Annotated in this window: 12 protein-coding genes; 8 read left to right on the forward strand and 4 right to left on the reverse strand. The window is 64.3% G+C overall.

The window, feature by feature from the left end; genetic code table 11:
* The first annotated feature begins 321 nt into the window (after nt 1–321).
* The gene (locus QFZ23_RS10760) at nt 322–1,245 is read left to right on the forward strand and encodes a LysR family transcriptional regulator (RefSeq protein ID WP_306922811.1); all 924 of its coding nucleotides are present in this window, start codon (nt 322–324) and stop codon (nt 1,243–1,245) included.
* 865 nt (nt 1,246–2,110) lie between these two features.
* Here QFZ23_RS10760 and QFZ23_RS10765 read toward each other — a convergent pair.
* The 3 genes from QFZ23_RS10765 to QFZ23_RS10775 all read right to left on the reverse strand — a co-directional run bounded on the left by QFZ23_RS10765 (nt 2,111) and on the right by QFZ23_RS10775 (nt 6,012).
* Nucleotides 2,111–3,079: a VOC family protein gene (locus tag QFZ23_RS10765; RefSeq protein WP_306922812.1), complete on the reverse strand. Its 969-nt coding sequence runs from the start codon at nt 3,077–3,079 to the stop codon at nt 2,111–2,113.
* Nucleotides 3,080–3,150: 71 nt separating this feature from the next.
* Nucleotides 3,151–4,539 carry an FAD-dependent oxidoreductase gene (locus QFZ23_RS10770; RefSeq protein WP_306922813.1) on the reverse strand — a complete coding sequence of 463 codons (1,389 nt, stop codon included), beginning with the start codon at nt 4,537–4,539 and terminating at the stop codon, nt 3,151–3,153.
* A gap of 105 nt (nt 4,540–4,644) precedes the next feature.
* Complete coding sequence (locus QFZ23_RS10775; protein WP_306922815.1) at nt 4,645–6,012, reverse strand: MFS transporter; 1,368 nt, start codon at nt 6,010–6,012, stop codon at nt 4,645–4,647.
* A 288-nt stretch (nt 6,013–6,300) separates the two neighbouring features.
* Here QFZ23_RS10775 and QFZ23_RS10780 point away from each other — a divergent pair, with 288 nt between their 5' ends.
* Nucleotides 6,301–7,119 (forward strand): IclR family transcriptional regulator, encoded by an 819-nt coding sequence (locus QFZ23_RS10780; protein ID WP_306922816.1) that lies wholly within the window; start codon nt 6,301–6,303, stop codon nt 7,117–7,119.
* A 1,089-nt stretch (nt 7,120–8,208) separates the two neighbouring features.
* Here QFZ23_RS10780 and QFZ23_RS10785 read toward each other — a convergent pair.
* Nucleotides 8,209–8,973 (reverse strand): IclR family transcriptional regulator, encoded by a 765-nt coding sequence (locus QFZ23_RS10785; RefSeq protein WP_306922818.1) that lies wholly within the window; start codon nt 8,971–8,973, stop codon nt 8,209–8,211.
* A gap of 186 nt (nt 8,974–9,159) precedes the next feature.
* Between QFZ23_RS10785 and QFZ23_RS10790 the strand changes: the two genes are divergently transcribed.
* The 6 genes from QFZ23_RS10790 (at nt 9,160) to QFZ23_RS10815 (ending at nt 16,320) form a co-directional block, all read left to right on the forward strand.
* Nucleotides 9,160–10,590 (forward strand): MFS transporter, encoded by a 1,431-nt coding sequence (locus QFZ23_RS10790; protein ID WP_306922820.1) that lies wholly within the window; start codon nt 9,160–9,162, stop codon nt 10,588–10,590.
* The gene (locus QFZ23_RS10795) at nt 10,587–10,973 is read left to right on the forward strand and encodes an NIPSNAP family protein (protein WP_306922821.1); all 387 of its coding nucleotides are present in this window, start codon (nt 10,587–10,589) and stop codon (nt 10,971–10,973) included. Before QFZ23_RS10790 ends, QFZ23_RS10795 begins: the two co-directional genes overlap by 4 nt.
* Nucleotides 10,963–11,796: an SDR family NAD(P)-dependent oxidoreductase gene (locus QFZ23_RS10800; protein WP_306922823.1), complete on the forward strand. Its 834-nt coding sequence runs from the start codon at nt 10,963–10,965 to the stop codon at nt 11,794–11,796. Before QFZ23_RS10795 ends, QFZ23_RS10800 begins: the two co-directional genes overlap by 11 nt.
* Nucleotides 11,797–11,879: 83 nt before the next feature.
* The gene (locus QFZ23_RS10805; protein ID WP_306922825.1) at nt 11,880–13,274 is read left to right on the forward strand and encodes an FAD-dependent oxidoreductase; all 1,395 of its coding nucleotides are present in this window, start codon (nt 11,880–11,882) and stop codon (nt 13,272–13,274) included.
* Nucleotides 13,271–14,755: an FAD-dependent oxidoreductase gene (locus QFZ23_RS10810; RefSeq protein ID WP_306922827.1), complete on the forward strand. Its 1,485-nt coding sequence runs from the start codon at nt 13,271–13,273 to the stop codon at nt 14,753–14,755. The genes QFZ23_RS10805 and QFZ23_RS10810 overlap by 4 nt, the downstream gene beginning before the upstream one ends.
* The gene (locus QFZ23_RS10815; RefSeq protein ID WP_306922829.1) at nt 14,752–16,320 is read left to right on the forward strand and encodes an FAD-dependent oxidoreductase; all 1,569 of its coding nucleotides are present in this window, start codon (nt 14,752–14,754) and stop codon (nt 16,318–16,320) included. The genes QFZ23_RS10810 and QFZ23_RS10815 overlap by 4 nt, the downstream gene beginning before the upstream one ends.
* Nucleotides 16,321–16,691: the final 371 nt, after the last annotated feature.

The following is a 16,691-nucleotide window of genomic DNA, read 5'->3' on the forward strand; positions in this document are numbered from 1 at the left end:
TGTCCGCGGTCGCCGGTGCGCTTTCCCGGACCTCCCGATCGATGCCTTGGCTTGCTTGGTATTAAACTTATGGGGGTGATCTGGGTCACGGTAGGCGCCGCTTTGTTATCAGGTGATGTGTCCGGGAGATCACCCCTGTGGGGCAATTCGGCGCATCCGCCGCGGCCATGCCTCTGGTGCTGCCCCTTGAGGACGCGGATGGCGGTGGTTCTGTGCCACGCTGGACAGTGCATTCCCGACTTCTCTTAGCAGGGAGGGGAACATAGACTGGATGGAATCATGTGTTCCATCGCACACCGTTGTGCGAGAAGGAGATCGCCCATGGATGTGCGGCAACTTCAACTGTTTATCGCTGTGGCCGAAGAAGGCAGCATTCACGGCGGTGCCCGCCGGATGATGCTGGCGCAGCCGGCCGTGTCAAAGTTGTTGCGCGCTCTCGAAAGACAACTTCAAACACAGCTGGTCCAGCGTTCGCCCCGAGGTATTGAACTGACGGTGGCGGGGAAGCTGCTGCTCGAACAGGCTTACGAGATTGTCCGCTCGTTGGAGCGGACCGTCGACATCGTCCAACAGGCCGGTAGGAGCCAGAAAACCCTGACCGTAGGGTTGATTTCCGGGGCGGCTTCGGCGTCGGAGTTGACTGCCGACATTATCCGGGGCTTTCAGCGTCTCTGTCCGGATGTCACGGTCGGGGTGCGGGAGCTGGACTTCGCCGACCAATTTACGGCGGTCGTGGACGGGCATGTCGATGTTGCCCTCGTCCGCGCTCCTTGTGGAGACGAACGGGTGAGCACAACGCCGCTTTTTGGCGAGCCGTTAGTTTTGGCGCTCAGGTCAGATCACAAACTGGCAGAGGCATCGATGGTGTCTGCTGATGCAATCATGGACGAAACGATGCTGGCCATGGGCGACGCTCCGCCGTCGTGGACGAGTTTCTGGCATCTGGATGACCTTCGCAGGTCTGCCCCGAGAACGGGCCAATCCGTACGCACGCTCGCGGAGCTGCAATTTGCGTTGATGAGCAGCAGAGAGGTGGTCATGCCGATGACGCTCACCGCCTGGCGGATGAGTGCCCAGTATTCCGATTTGCGGGCACTGCGAATCGATGGGGCACCTTCCTCAACCGCGGTTGCCATGACGCGTCAAAATGACGACCGCGAGCATGTCTTGGCCTTTACTGCTCACGCCCGTGAAGTCTCGCGCCAACTTCTGACAAAGGTCCCTGAAGCTGTGTTGCCAACGTAGTCGGAGTCAAGGTGATAGGGGCGCGTGATCCCGCCTGGTGCCTGCCCTGGTCCGGCCTATTGTCGTTGTTTCGGTGCAGGCGTACCAAAATGGTCGAATGGGGCTAGCTGCCGAGTACCGCGGGGTTTGGCCCCGGCGCCGGAAGCCGGGCAACTGCTGGTCGGGAAGGCGGGAGCTGGCTTATGCCACACGGAGCTGACCATCATCCACGGCCCGCGCCGGATTTTGACCGGACCCGCCTTTTAGTCTCGTCCGGAGAGCCCTAGCTGGGCGGCCAGTTTAGACGCCAACGTCTCCCGTTCGAAAGTGGGACCACGCGTCCTCATTCCCGCTGCGTACTTCTGCAACTACTGCGGCAAGTGCGCCTGGGATTTTGCGATAGCAGCGCGGCAACATTGGGCTGCCGGGCTGCGGCGTAGGGCACGACGGCGGCCTCGCCCCACGTGTGCGCCTTGAGGCGGAGCACCCCGCCCAGCTCTGCAGATTCGTTTGCTTAGCGGCAGCCCGTGTCGCGGACGCTGCGGCCGGCCGCTTCGTTCATGCCGACCGCCTCACCATTGCCGAGCGGCTGGGGGCAGAATCGGCCTTCATTTTTGATGGGGAACCGCCGGGAAGATGCGGGGATTGGCGCGCGGCGTGCAAATACCGTTTGCGAGATTGTCGGCGATATGCCACTGGTGGGGAGTTCTCTCGAGTGGAAAAGGACGTTTCATGAACGCGGGCTTCCATACCTGTGAATTCGGCGGCCGGTGCATCGCCACGCTGAGGTGATGCACCGGCCGCCGCGCCGCGTTCGGGGACCGAGGGGTCCGCGGTGCGGCTCACGCGGCCGCGGCCCCACGGAACGGATCTCGGCGCTGCCGTCCTAGAATCGTGCTGGCCGGCGTTCTGCCGCCGGGTATGGCAGCTCCGGGATAAAGCGCCATTGCGCCCCGAACCCGTTGGCTGGTTCGATGACCACTGACCCGTCGTCGTGCGTGAAGGGAACATCGACCTCCGCCAGGTGCGTGCGTACTCTCTCGGGGTCCGTCACTAGGAAACTGACGCCGTAGTACAGGTCGCGGTCGTCCGAAAGTTTGGCCGAGTAGGGGCTTTCCGGGTTGGGAACGGCGCATTCGAGGACAGTGTCCGCAAGCCGGATGAATGTGCTTTCCGCGTTCAGCGCGGCGTTGTGGGCCCCGGCAATTACCTGCCCGTCCAGTAGGTCGACGTACAGCTTTGTCAAGCGTTCGGGGTTCAGCGTGAGGATCGTGTGGTGTGACGTCAGCTCGATGGAGAGCGGGTCGTCAGGGTCCGGCGACGGACCGGTCCAGTCGGGGCGCAGACGCGGATCCGCCTGCCTCGAGTAGTACTCCCAGTGCCGTTTGCCTGTTTCCTGGAATTCGTACCGGATGCCCGTGTCCTCGGGCATTGTGAAACCGGTGAATACGTCCGAAGCGAATGAGGAGGTGGGGGGTTTGGCGCTGGTGATGATCTGTCCCTGCTGGTCGTGGGCCCGAACGCCGGCATCTGCCAGTTTTTCGAACATTCCAACGGCGTCGTCGGTGTACCAACCCATCCCGATCATCCCGTCGGAAACGCCCTTGTACCGGGTTTGGCCTGCGAGGGCACCTTGCGCGTGGAGCGCAGGGCATAGGAAAACCCAGTGAACGTCGGTGATGAAGGCGAAGAACGAATAGTTCACCGGGTAGTCGGGGTTAAGCAGGCCAAGATCGAGTGTTTCTTCCCAGCGCAGAGCTGGACGGGCGAAGACCTTGCGGAACCAGGCGCGGGCCTCTTCAAGATCGGGAACGGCCAAGGTCGGGTGGTACAGGGCTGGAACATTCGGGGCCATGGTTAAACCTTTCGTTTTCAAGCTTGTGGGGTAGCTTTGTCAGATGCCGCGTGGGCGGTGTTGGGGGAGTGTCAGGACTTGAGGGCCAACTGGGTGGCTGCTTGACGTGCGACGACACGGCCGAAGACTGCTCCCTTGCCCAGCGATGTGCCGGTCATGTAGGCGGCGCCATGGAACCCGCCGGTGACCTCGCCGGCCGCGTAGAGGCCTTCTATGACCTGCCCGTCGACGTCGGTCACTGCACCGCTGGTGTTGATGGTGACCCCGCAGTAAGTCGTGGTCATCAGCGACTTGGCAGGGTAGGCGTAGAACGGCGCCTGATCGATTGGCTGCAGCTCACCCACCCCGTTGCACAGGCTGGTCCGGCCTACCTCGTCCTCCTGCCGCCCGATGGCGGCAGCGTTGTACCGTGCCACGGTTTCAACGAGCGCGGTTGGGTCTATTCCGGCGACCTCCGCCAGTTCTTCAAGGGTGTCGGCGCGGTGGACGTGGCCGATGTCCTCCAGCGTGTCGATGTCCTTCAGCGGGATGCCCCGGTGTGACATGGCGCGGACCTTGGCGTCGAAAATCTCGAAGCCGAGGCCCTCGGGTTGGTCAAGCACTTCCCGTCCTAGGGTCTTGTAGTCCTGTGACTCGTCCATAAAACGTCGGCCGTGCTTATTCACAATGATGGCGCCCATGTAATAGGCAGTGAGTAGTTCGTGGAACTCCTCACCTGTCTCGGGATGCGAGCCGTAAGTGCCGGAGATGAACGACATGTCCGCCATGCCGGCACCGAGCTTCCACGCCATTTTCAGCCCGTCACCTGTGTTTCCCTTGCCGCCGTAAGGGATGGCGGCGAGCTGTTCAGGGGCGAAGATCTTCAGCAGATCGGTACCCCGACTGAACCCGCCGGTTGCCAAAACGACTCCCGCACGCCCTGCGAATAGCTGCTTTCCTTCGGGGGTCTCAGCCACCACGGCGGTTACCCGGCCGTCGGTGTTGCGGATCAGCTTCTGCGCGCTGCTGTACAGCCGGGTCTGCCCACCCAAGGCGGTGTAGTCCCGGTGCAGCGTGGCCAGGACTTCTTTGATTGAGGAGTTGTGGCTGCGCCGGGCGGACTGGCCGGAGCTGATCTCAACTTCCCGGAAGACCACCCCGTGCGCCTTGAGCCAGCGGTAGGTTTCTGTCTGTTGGGCCAGGTACGCATCCAGCAGCGACCGGTCGTTGCGGTGTTCTCCCACCTCAAGCAGGTCCTGGAGGAATAATTCAGGGGAGTCGTCGATGCCTTCCGCGGCCTGCTCCTCGGTGCCTGTGAACGCGAACCAGCCGCCGCTCATGGCCGAGGAGCCGCCCAGTTGCCCGGTCTTCTCCAGCAGCATCACGGACAGGCCTGCCTCCGCTGCGGAAGTCGCGGTGGATTGCCCGGCGATGCCGGAGCCGATAACCACCAGGTCATAAGTGTATTCAGGAACAGTCATTCTCGACTCTCGCTTTCAGATGTTTCGGGGGCGGGACGGCTCGGATCTTCGCGAGGTGTCCCTGATCGACCTGCATCCCAATGGGGGCGCATGGGTCTGTCGCGGTTAGTTCGTCGGTTCCGCGACCGCCATCTGGGCGGGACCATCTTCGCCCGTGGTCACATTGTCCGCGGGCAGCCGATCCGTTTGTGGCAGCCCGAGCTCTTCCAAGGGAGTGCGGTACGTTTCGCGGGCGGTGAGCGCGGCAACCGCGGCGATAATGAGTGCACCTGCCACCATGCAGGCGACGGGCATCCAATTGGTGGGGACACCTTGGGTCAGGACGGTTGCGATTGAAGGTGCAAACCCGGATACGACTGACCCGATCTGGAGGCCGACCGCCATCGAGGTGTACCGGACCCGCGCCGTGAACATCTCTGCGTAGAAAGCTGGATAGATTGCACCGCAGAACGCCAGGAACAAGCCAACCATCAGCGCGTTGGTGACAAACATCAGCGCAATGTTGCCTGCCGATACTGCCGCGAAGAACCCGAACGTCATGACCCCGGTGCCGAGTGCACCGATCACGAATACAGGCCGGCGTCCGATCCTGTCAGCGAATATCCCCGCCAAGGGGCGAACAATCAGCGCAACGATCTGCGTCACGACGGCGGACCACAGGACTGTGGTCCGGTCGATCCCCATCGAGATGGCGAACGCGACACCGAAAACATTCATGATGGAATCGGGGACGAAGTAGAGAGTCGCCAACGCCACCCGGCTGATACCCCGCCAGCTGCTGCGGAGTGCGTCGAAGAGCGGCACCTTCGCCGTCTCGCCCTTCTGTTTGACGTGCTCGAACACCTCGGGCTCCTCAAGGGTCCGGCGGACAAAGAACGCGATAAGGAGGACGATGATGCTGGCCAGGAATGGCAGCCGCCAACCCCATGAGAAGAGGATCTCGTCGGGCATCGCTGCGACGGGAATGAGGATGAGGGTAGCTAGAAGCATGCCGGCACCCACGCCCTCGACAGTCCAGCTGCCCCAGAACGCCCGGCTGCGGTCGGGTGCGTGTTCGATGGTCAGCGAGCTGGCGCCTGCCACTTCTCCACCGGCAGAAAAGCCCTGCAGGAGCCGCATGGCGACCAAAAGCAGTGGCGCCCAGGGGCCGATCTGGTCGTAGCCGGGAAGAAGCCCTATGACGAATGTTGCCAGCCCCATGATGAGCAGCGTGGCCAGTAGGGCGCTCTTGCGCCCAAACTTGTCACCGAAATGACCGATCACGACGGCACCCAGGGGGCGGGCGAGGTAGGCGACTCCGAAGGTGGCGAATGACATCAAGGTCGCGGCCTGCGAGCCGGGGAAGAAAACGACAGGGAAGATAAATGCGGCAGCAGAAGCGAACAGGACGAAGTCGTAGTACTCGAGTGCGCCGCCGAGGAATGCGGAGAGGGCTGCCTTTCTGGTCTGAGCGGTTGCTCCGGTCTTGATCATTGGTGAAGACTCCTAGTTTGCGGACGCCCGGCGGACAGTGCGTGCTGGTGTGGTTATGGGTTGGCGCCGCAGTCTTGTTGTCGCACCGTCCCCTCCGGTTCGATCCCAATCTGGCGCTCCCTCGAGAATGGTCGTGAGCAGGGTCACGGTCGAGAGCATTTCTCGCTGAGTGAGAAGGAAGAATTCGCCTGCCCGTGGCGGTTGCGGGGATATGATCTGCTGTGCTGGCAAAAAAGTTGGCTCGTTGGGCAGCCAGCGAACCGGGCCGGACACGGAGGTCGGAGGCGAATGCCAACGCAGAACGAGACGATGATTGAACGGGTCATACGCATCCTCGAGGTTTTCGGCGCCGGCGAGTATGCCTTGACAGCATCAGAGATCGCCAGAAGATCCAAACTTCCGCAGGCAACCGCTCACCGCATCGTCCGGGAACTCGTGGCCGCAAGGGTGCTGGAACGTGAACCGGACCGCCGAGTCCGCATCGGCTTGCGTCTGTGGGAACTCGCAACCCGGGCTTCAAGCGCAATGTCGCTGCGGGACATTGCTCTCCCGTACATGGAGGATCTCCACGCAGTGGTCAGACAACACGCCCAGCTGTCGGTTCTGGACCGATACGACGTGCTCTACCTCGAACGGCTCTCATCCACGGACGCCACGTCCGCCAATACCGCAACGGCAGGGTCCCGCCTGCCCGCGTTGCAGTGCGCACCAGGCATCGTCCTTGCTGCGTACTCATCGCCGCCTGTTCGGGACGAACTACTCGCCTGGGGCCGGCTCACAGCGTTCAACAATCAAACCGTCATGGACCGCGACGAGCTGAGGAAGATCATCGCTGAAGCGCGCCGGGCGGGCTATGCTGTGGCTGCGGGCTGGATCCACGCCGACGTCTCTGGAATTGCTGTTCCGATCCTGGCGGCAGACGGCGGGGTTATCGCAGCTCTCTCCATCACGATAAAACGCGGCGGTGCTGATGAACTCACCTACCTCCATGCGTTGCACACCACGGCACGTGCCATCTCCCGGGCCATGAACGTCGAGAACCTTGTGGCAGACCCGCGCCTGAACCTGCTTAAACAACAGATCCGCAGAGCCACCGACGGCGACTGAGCTGACCCGGGGAGACCGGCATTTCAGATCAATGACTTTTCGCTCAACGGGACGGGGCACCGTGGCCGATATGCGCTGCCGAGAACGTCTCACTAGTCTCGGCGCGGCCTCGCCACCCGGTGGTAACTCGCCACCACAACCAGCTTGGGAAAGTTGTGAAAGCTACGGCCCTGATAAGTACCGCTGGCCCGGTAGCCACACAAAACATCGGGGGGAGTTCGCGGACAGTCCCTAGAAGTTGCACCATCGCACTAACGGCAGAAGATGCTTCATTCCCATCGTCTGATGACAGCATTGGGGAAATGCCGTTACTGGGCCTTTCGCCATTTCTGACGGAAGCCATAAGCGCCTGCGGTCGAGGTTTAGGTTCTCGTAGAGGACCAAGTTTCGGGTTCAGTGTTGTGCACGGACTCGTGAATCCCATGATGCTCTGGGTCCTCTGGATCCGAGCTTAAGTCGCGCTGCGCGCGTCAGCGCTGGACTGGGACTGTTTGCGGACTCCTGGCCACCCGCCGGTGCTTGGTGCCAGCGTGCGGAATGAAGACGACGGGCGTCGACAGCGTCAAAAAAGAGGGTGTGGACAGTGCCCACACCCTGGGCTTCGGATTCGTTTGTACTGGCGCCGGACTGCGGATGTTTTCAGGAGAGGGCGCATTTTTCGGGCGAAGAAGCTGGTTCCGTTCCGGGGGCGGCATGACTTGCGCCTAACCCCTTGGAAAGCGCTGTCGCCGGATATCCACAAGCGATCTGACATTGGGTACCGTGCTCGAGGGTGAGCTGACGTCGCCGCACGTGAAAACCATCAAGCTCACCGTATCTCTTCCTGAAATCAAGGGTTTTTCCTCGATAGCTTGTTCATGGTTACCTTCGGGGCCTCCTACCTGACGCCGCTGTGAGCTGCAGCGCACCTGCACAGTGTTTCTCTCCGTTCCACGACAAAGGCCACAAAGCAATAGAAGGGGGGCAGTGCCTGCCGGCCCCCTTCCACACGTTGCAGATCGAAGCGGCCGTGGGGTGCTACCAGTAGCCGCTGTGCCTCCGTGGCCCCAGAGGCGGTGTACAACTCTTTCGAGCTGGTTTTGGGCCACGTCAGGCCGGGAGCTCCTGCTTCTTGAATTCAGCGGCCGTTTCGAGCAGTTGGGCGGAAAGGCGTTTTGCGTCCTGCCGGGCGAAGCGACCGATTGGCATGGCGATGCTTAGGGCGGCATGCTGGCCGTCAACCACTCCTAGGGACACGGCCATGGCAGCCACGTCGTCCTCGCTCTCTTCGAAGTTCATGCCGATCTTCTGCCGGCGTGCCTGGTCCACATCCCGGTACAGCTTGGGGAAATCGATGCTGGCGTTGACGGCGGAGGCCGTGTCGTCGAGGACGCGGTAGCGCCTCTCAATGTCCTCCCGCGGCAGGTCCGCCAGCATGGCCTTGCCGGCCGACGTGACATGGGCTGGAAGGACGACGCCGGTGCGGAGGCCAAAACGGAGCGCATGTGTGGTGGCCTCGATGCCGTCCAGGTGGTGGATTTCCGCACCGATGAGCACTGCAAGGTGGCTCGTTTCTCCAACGCGGGTGAATAGCCGCTCCAAATAGGGGCGCACACGCACGGGCAGCGACGGCGGGGCGTGGTCGATGGCCGGCCTCCGGTAGTCCGGGCCCGGGGCATAGCGCCGCTGGGCCACTTGCTCAGCGAAGCCGTCTCCGACCAGCGTCACCAGCAGGCGCTGGGCCGTTGACGGGTTCACCTCGAGGATGCTGGAGGCCTCAGTCACGCTGATCGAACCCTGCTCCGCCATGTGCTTGAGCAGCACCAGCGCTCGGTGAACGGACTCTACCCGCGGTGCATCTTCTTTGCGTATCACGCAATTTACGGTAGCAGCCATTGCGTTTGACGCATAGGGCTGGCTAGCCTCAGATCACAACCTACGCAACGAATCCCGCGAAAAGCCGGGCCGCGCATCGTTCACTCCCCAGCTGAACTCCCTAACTGAATCTCCCCAAAATGAAGGCGCAACAGGCGCCGCTGCTCACCCGACGAAGGAGTCTTGATGAGTCTGTCCCAGCCGTCACGAGCCGTAAAGCGCTCGCTCAAGCCCGCAGCACCCGCCTCCCGGCAGGCCAAGCGCGCCGTCCTCAGCGGTACCTTCGGGTCCGCCCTCGAATGGTTCGACTTCGCCGTCTACGGCGCCATGGCCGCAACCGTCTTCCCCAAGCTGTTCTTCAACGACATGAATCCAGCAATCGCGCTGCTTGCATCCTTCGCAACATTCGGCGTCGGATTCGTGGCCCGCCCGCTCGGCGGAATCGTGTTCGGCCATCTGGGGGACCGCCTGGGACGCCGCAAGATCCTACTTACTACTTTCATCATGATGGGCGTCGCGTCGATGGTCATCGGCCTGCTTCCGCCGCAGTCAGCGATCGGCATCGCCGCCCCTGCCCTGCTGGTTCTCATGCGCTTCATCCAGGGCATCGCGCTCGGCGGCGAAGCTACGGGAGCCCAGCTGATGACCATGGAACACGCACCCGCGGACCGCCGCGCCTTCTACGGTGGGCTCATGGCGATGGGTTCGCCGATCAGCCAAGTGGCTGCGAACCTGGTGCTGGCAGTCCTTTCCGGCGTACTGAGCCCGGAAGCGTTCCTCGCCTGGGGCTGGCGCGTGCCGTTCCTGCTGAGCATCCTGCTGGTGGCCGTGGGCATCTACATCCGGCTCAAGGTTGAAGAGACGCCCGTGTTCAAGGAAGGCATGCAGGAGGTCGCCCAGGAATCCACCACTCCGGCCACCGTGATCAAGACGCACGGCATCACCATCCTGCGGCTCATTCTCGCCTTCGCCCCGATCGTCGTGACGTTCTACATCGTCTCGGTGTTCGGCATCAGCTACCTCACCACCCACGGCTTCTCGCAGAGCCAGACGTTCACGATCATCATGATCTCCAACTTCCTCTCCGTGATCGCGATCTGGTGGGGCGGGCGTCTCGCGGATGTCTACGGCCGCCGTCGGATCCTGATGATCGGATCGGCAGGCACCCTGCTCGCCGCCGTCCTGTTCTTCCCGGTGGTGAACCTGGGCAGCTTCCCGCTGACGCTGGGCATGGTGGCGTTCTCCCTGGTGACCGCGCAGTTCGGAAACGCCGGCCAGGGGGCGCTCTTTGCCGAGGCGTTCCCCACCCACATGCGGTACACGGGATCAGCACTCGCCCTCACCGGTTCCAATCTGATCTTCGCGGCCCCTGCGCCGTTCCTGGCCTCCTGGCTGATGAGCATCAGCGGCGGCAGCACCGTCTCCATCACCATTGCCTGGATCGTGATCATCGCCGCCGCGCTGATCAACATGGTGATGATGGGCGACGGTAAGACCCTCGAGGGCGGCCAGCACCGCTTCGGCCGCTATGTTCCCGTTGAGGAAACGACGACGACGGCGCCCGCCGTCACCGGGCTGGCCGGCTCCGCAGATGCCGAAGAGGCCGTGACCCGATGATCGTTGAACAGCGCACCTACGTCCTGCACACCGGCGCCCGGCTCAACGAGTACCTCGAATCGTACGAAAGCATCGGCCTGCCCGCGCAGAAGCCGATCCTGGGCGGCTTCCTCGGCTACTTCGTCACCGAATTCGGGCGGCAGAACGAGCTCAACCACTTCTGGGCGTATGCGGACCTGGAGGACCGCCGGACCCGCCGTGCCGAGCTCGCCAAGAACGGGCAGTGGCAGGAATGCCTGGCCATCATCCGACCGATGATCATGACGATGGAGAACCGGATCATGTACCCGACGTCCTTCTCGCCGATCCGTACTCTACCCGTTGCCATCACCGATTCCCACACGGCGTTCAGCCGGAACCAGGAGCCCGGCCATGACCAGTAATCCCACAGCCACACTCGACGCTGAGGCAATCAAGCAACCGGTGCTGCTGCAGACGGCGATCGTGACCGGCGGCGCCGGCGGCATCGGCCAGGCCATCAGCCGGCGCCTCGCGGCGGAAGGCTACGCCGTCGTCGTCGCGGACCTCGACCAGGACGCGGCGGATCGGACGGCCGCCTCACTCCCCGACGTGGGCTGGGCAGAACACCGCGGCTTCGCCGGCAACCTGGCCGACGGAGCAGCCAACCGGGAACTTGCCGCGTTCGCCGCTCAAACCGGTCCGGTGGGGGTGGTGGTCAACGCGGTCGGCATTTCCCCCAAGCGCAACGGCCACAAGATCCGCTTCTTCGAACTCAGCGACGAGGAGTGGAACACCGTCATGGCGGTCAACGTCGCAGCGCCCTTCTTCCTCATCCGCGAGGTCTACCCGCACATGCCCACTGACGGTTCCGCCAGCATCGTGAACCTGCTGTCCATCACGGCCAAGACCGGCACCGGCGGCGGCCCGGACGCGGACTTCGCCCCGTTCTTCCCCAGCTCCGTGGCCTACGGGGCGTCCAAGGCGGCGCTGCAGAACCTGACCGCCAGCCTCGCCCACGAACTCGCCGACCTGAAGATCCGCGTCAACGGCGTGGCCCCGGGATTCGTGCAGACACCGATGATGGGCGATGTAACCCAGGACGCCCGACTCCTGGGACAGGTCCCGATGAAGCGCTTCGCGAGGCCGGAGGAAATCGCCGACGCGGTGGCCTTCCTCACCGGCAACCAGTCCACCTACATCACCGGCATCAGCCTGGACGTCAACGGCGGCTGGCTCACCTGCTGAAACGCCCAGCCGCCGCGCACGCAACCCGCCTCACAAGGGGGTGCAGAACCAATGACAGCAACACACCTGAAAGGGACAGCACCATGACCATGCCCGAACACGACTACGACGTGGTGGTCCTCGGATCCGGCATCGCGGGACAGTCCGCAGCCACCAGCGCGGCGCAGGCCGGCCTCAAGGTGGTCCTCCTGGAAAAGACCGGCAAGCTCGGCGGCTCCTCGGCCATGAGCGGCGGATTCTTCGCCTTCTCCGGGACCGAAGAGCAGGCAGCCGAAGGCGTGGAGGACTCCGCGGACCTGTTCCTGCAGGACCTGCTCTCCACCGGCGGCGGCGTCAACGACCATGCCCTGCTGGACGGGTACCTGGACCACCAGGATGAGACATACCAGTGGCTCAAGGACCAGGGCGCGAAGTTCCGGGCCCTGGAGATCAGCTCCGGACAGTCGGCGCCGCGCAGCCATAACACCGTGATCACCGAACTGCTCGCCAACCTGCACCGGACCTTCACCGACAACGGCGGCGAAACCCTTTTGGGACACCGCGCGGTCCGGCTGGTGCGCAGCACCGAAGGCCGGGTGACCGGCGTCGTCGTCGAATCCGAAGGCATCGAGTCCCTGTTCACCGCACGCGCCGGCGTGATCCTCGCGACCGGCGGCTTCAGCCGCAGCACCGATCTGCTGCGCACTTTCGCGCCGGAACAGCTGGCGGCCATCCCCTACGGCGGGGCGGGCAACACCGGTGACGGCCTCAAGATGGCCTGGAAACTCGGTGCCGGCGTGGCGGACATGTCCTACATCACCGCCACCTACGGCTCCCACCCGGAAACCGGCGAGGAGTTCCACGAACTGCTCACCGCGTATTATATGGGCGCGATCATCGTGAACAAGGACGGCCGGCGCTTCGTCGACGAGTCCAAGTCCTACAAGACCCTTGGCCGCGAGGTGCTCAAGCAGCCCGAAGGACTGGGCTTCGAGATCTTCGACGCGAAGGTCAGGGCCAAATCGCACCCCGGCATCCCGCTCAACGACATTGGCATGATCGAGGACCTGGGCCACCTCTTCAAGGCGGACACCCTCGAGGAATTGGCCGAGGCCGCCGGCATCGATGCCGCCGGCCTGGGGGCGACCGTGGCACGGTACAACGTTACGGTGGCCGGCCGCGGCGGGGACGAGGTGGGCCGCACCCACCTGTGCAACGGCGTCGGCGACCTCCTGCCGCTGGACCAGGGACCGTTCTACGCCTACCCGGCCAAGGCCCTGATGACCACCACCTACTGTGGCCTGACCATCAATCCCAGCGCCGAGGTGCTTGACGTCGACGGCGAAGTGATCCGCGGCCTGTATGCGGTCGGGGAGCTGACCGGCGGATTCCACGGCGCCGCCTACATGACCGGCACCTCACTGGGCAAGGGAGTCGTCTTCGGCCGCATTGCAGCGGAGCACGCAGCCGCCAAGCTGGCATCGGGCGTGGCGCAATGAGCATGGGCGCGCCGCAGCAGAAGGAAAGTATTACGGCAACAGACCACGGCGAGGACAGCGTGGACGAGGTCCGCCGGGTGGATGTAGTGGTGGTCGGATCCGGTGTCAGCGGTTCCGCCGCGGCCATGACAGCCGCCCGGCGCGGCGCCACAGTGGCGCTGCTGGAGAAACAGACGGCCTTCGGCGGTTCGGCCGCGCTCTCGGCGGGCATGTTCTGGACCGCGCCCAGCGTGGAGGCCTACCGGAAACGGATTCCGCTGGGCAACGTGGAGCTCGGCAGCCGCTTGGTGGCCGACTATGAAGACGCACTCGCCGAGCTGCGGGCCGCCGGCCTCCGGGTTGCCGACGAGCCGAAGCGGGACATCATGACCTTCGGCATCGGCTACTCCACGGACATCCACGGCATCCTGGCGTGGTGCCGGGACCGGATCGTCGCGGCCGGGGGAGAGGCCACCGCCGGAGCCGTCGTCACCGGACTGGTGCGGAACGGCTGCGCCGTCACGGGAGTTCTGGTGCGCACCGCGGACGGCCGCCGCATCCGCTACGAGGCTGCCGCCGTCGTTTTGGCCAGCGGCGGCTTCCAGGGCGACCGCGCCGAACTGACCCGATCCGTCGGACCTAACGCGGACCGGCTGGTGCTGCGCTCCAACCCCGGCAGCGTCGGCGACGGGCTGCGCCTCGCGCGCGCCGCCGGCACCGGAGGCACGACGGCGATGAGCACCTTCTACGGGCACCTGCTGCCGTATCCGCTCCCCAGGTTCGAGACCGAACACTACCTGCCCTATTCGCAGTACTACTCCGGCTCCACTGTGCTGGTGAACCTGCAGGGCAAGCGCTTCGCGGACGAGACCGACGGCGACGAGCTGCTCAACCAGGCCGTCACCTTCCAGCCTGAAGCGCGCGGGATCCTCATCTTCGACGAGTTCGTCCGAAGCACGGAGGTGCTCGAAGAACCGTTCCCGGGCCTGGGCAGGATCGACCGCCTCGGCATCGCCATCGAAGCCGGCGGCCAGCACGCCGTGGCGCAGACCCTCCCGGAGCTAGTGAACCTGGTCGCCGGCTGGGGCGTGGAGCGCGATCAGCTCTCCCCCACCCTGGACCGGTATGCGGAAGTTGCCGGCCAGGGCGGCGGCACCGCCGACGGCGTAACAGTGTCCGCCTCCGCGCGGGCGCCGCAGGATGGCCCCTTCTACGCGCTCATGGTCCAACCGTCCATCACGTTCACCTTCGGCGGGGTCCGCACCAATACGCGCGGCGAAGCCCTGGATCACGACGGCGCAGCCGTGCCGGGGCTGTTTGCCGCCGGTGCCGATATCGGCGGGCTGTCCAACTACGGCTACGCCGGCGGCCTAGCCCCCGGCTACATCACCGGCCGCTGGGCCGGGACCTCGGCCGCCGAGCGGGCGGCCTCGTTCGTACGGAACGCAAGCCTCGCCGTCGTCGGTGTCGACGGGCGCGGCAGTGAAAGGAACGCACAGTGAGATCAGCAGCAGTGAAATCAACAGCAGGAAGTTCAACGGCGGACGTCCTGGTGATCGGCGGCGGAGGGTCCGGCATGAGTGCCGCGATCTCGGCGGCCACCAGCGGAGCCACCGTGATTGTGCTGGAAAAGTGCGCGACCGTGGGCGGAAGCACGGCGATGTCCGTGGGCTCCTTTACCGCCGCCAACACCGCGTACCAGTACCGTGCGGGAGTCAATGACAGCATCGAGCTGTTCGTCGAGGACATGAAGGTGGCCAACGGCGAATTTGAACAGCGCGAAAACAAGGAACTGCGCCGGATCCTCGCCGAGAACGCGGGCCCCACGGTGGAGTGGCTCGGCAGCATCGGCGTGCAATTCCTCGGCCCCACCCCCGAGCCGCCCTACGAAAAGCCACGAATGCATAACGTCCTGCCCAACTCCGGGGCCTACGCCGAAGCGCTGCTGCGGGAGTGCAGGAAGCACGGAGTGGTCATCCACACATCCATGCGCGTGGAGGAACTGCTGCGCAACGCGGGTGGCGAGATCATCGGCGCGCGGGCCAACGGAGTGGAGTACTTCGGCCGCCAGGGTGTCATCCTGGCCACCGGCGACTACTCGGCTTCTACAGAAATGAAGGCCAAGTACGTGGGGGAGGACGCGGCGAAGATCCCTCCCGTCAACCCCAACAACACCGGCGACGGTCTCAAGCTGGGAGCCGACGCGGGCGGGGTCATGATGCAGATGGACCGCCTGTATGAGGGGCTTCGTTTCGCCCCCTCTACCCGGGTGGACCCGATCAAGATGCTCCCGTCCCATCCACTCATTTCCAAGGCCATGCGCCTGGTGGTCGAGCGTCTGCCGCGGAAGATCCTGGCCTACGTCATCCGCGGCGCACTGACCAGCTGGGTTGGCCCCAACAACACCATGTACCGGGCCGGGGCGGTCCTTGTGGGCCACGCCGGGAAGCGCATCGCCAACGAGGACTCGGACAAGGCCATGGCACGGGCCACCGCCGCCGATGCCAAAAATACCGCGTACATGATCTTCGACGAGCGGGTGGCCCGGAAGTTCTCGGCCTGGCCCAACCCGGTGTCCACGTTCCCCGGAGTGGCCTATGCCTACGTCGACGACTACAAGCGGTATCGCCCGGACGTCTATCACCGGGCCGGCACCATCGCGGAACTGGCCGCGAGCACCGGCCTCGATCCCGCGGTGTTGACCGCAAGCGTTGAGGAGTGGAACGTGAAGGTGGCCAGCGGTACCGACGGTGAATTCGGGCGACGGCATCTTGGCCAGGGCGTGACGGAGGGGCCCTTTTATGCCCTCGGCCCAATGAACGCCTACATCACCTTGGCCGACGGCGGACTGGCCGTCGACACCGAACTGAGGGTGACCACGGCCGAAGGGGAAGCCATCCCCGGCCTGTGGGCGGCCGGATCAACGGGGCAGGGCGGGCTCCAGCTTCTCAACCACGGGCTGCACATTGGCTGGGCAATGGTTTCGGGACGCATCGCCGGCCGCAACGTGGCACAGGCCCCGAGCCGGCGCGACATGACGGCCGCCACGGACGTCGCCGTCGGCTGAAACCAGCGGTGACATGCCAGCGGGCGGCCAGCTCCGGGACTTAGTCTGCCCGGCCGCGCGCTCCACACCGCGACCACGTCAAGGACTTGACCATGAATACCCACTGCAACGCCCTCGTTGTCCCGGCCCGCCTCGCCCACCCGGTGCACATCAAAGCTGTTGAACTAGGACACGACAGCACTTCAATGTCGAGGAAACCCTCCACGGCACCTCGTTGTTCTAAGGCCACGGACGTCCGGGTGAAGAGGCCCACGTGCCCCGCCACCTGATCAGGCTTGCTGAGCAACTGTTCGACCTGCTGCTCGCCGCCTAAGCACCGTGGCACACAGGGGCACGATGGAGGGCCCTGCCAAAGGCAACGGACGACGGCG

Source organism: Arthrobacter globiformis (assembly GCF_030818015.1).
Taxonomy (GTDB): Bacteria; Actinomycetota; Actinomycetes; order Actinomycetales; family Micrococcaceae; genus Arthrobacter; species Arthrobacter globiformis_C.

Coding starts and splice junctions, on each gene's coding strand:
- QFZ23_RS10760 (WP_306922811.1), top strand. CDS start 322: ATGGATGTGCGGCAACTTCAACTGTTTATCGCTGTGGCCGAAGAAGGC.
- QFZ23_RS10765 (WP_306922812.1), bottom strand. CDS start 3,079: ATGGCCCCGAATGTTCCAGCCCTGTACCACCCGACCTTGGCCGTTCCC.
- QFZ23_RS10770 (WP_306922813.1), bottom strand. CDS start 4,539: ATGACTGTTCCTGAATACACTTATGACCTGGTGGTTATCGGCTCCGGC.
- QFZ23_RS10775 (WP_306922815.1), bottom strand. CDS start 6,012: ATGATCAAGACCGGAGCAACCGCTCAGACCAGAAAGGCAGCCCTCTCC.
- QFZ23_RS10780 (WP_306922816.1), top strand. CDS start 6,301: ATGCCAACGCAGAACGAGACGATGATTGAACGGGTCATACGCATCCTC.
- QFZ23_RS10790 (WP_306922820.1), top strand. CDS start 9,160: ATGAGTCTGTCCCAGCCGTCACGAGCCGTAAAGCGCTCGCTCAAGCCC.
- QFZ23_RS10795 (WP_306922821.1), top strand. CDS start 10,587: ATGATCGTTGAACAGCGCACCTACGTCCTGCACACCGGCGCCCGGCTC.
- QFZ23_RS10800 (WP_306922823.1), top strand. CDS start 10,963: ATGACCAGTAATCCCACAGCCACACTCGACGCTGAGGCAATCAAGCAA.
- QFZ23_RS10805 (WP_306922825.1), top strand. CDS start 11,880: ATGACCATGCCCGAACACGACTACGACGTGGTGGTCCTCGGATCCGGC.
- QFZ23_RS10810 (WP_306922827.1), top strand. CDS start 13,271: ATGAGCATGGGCGCGCCGCAGCAGAAGGAAAGTATTACGGCAACAGAC.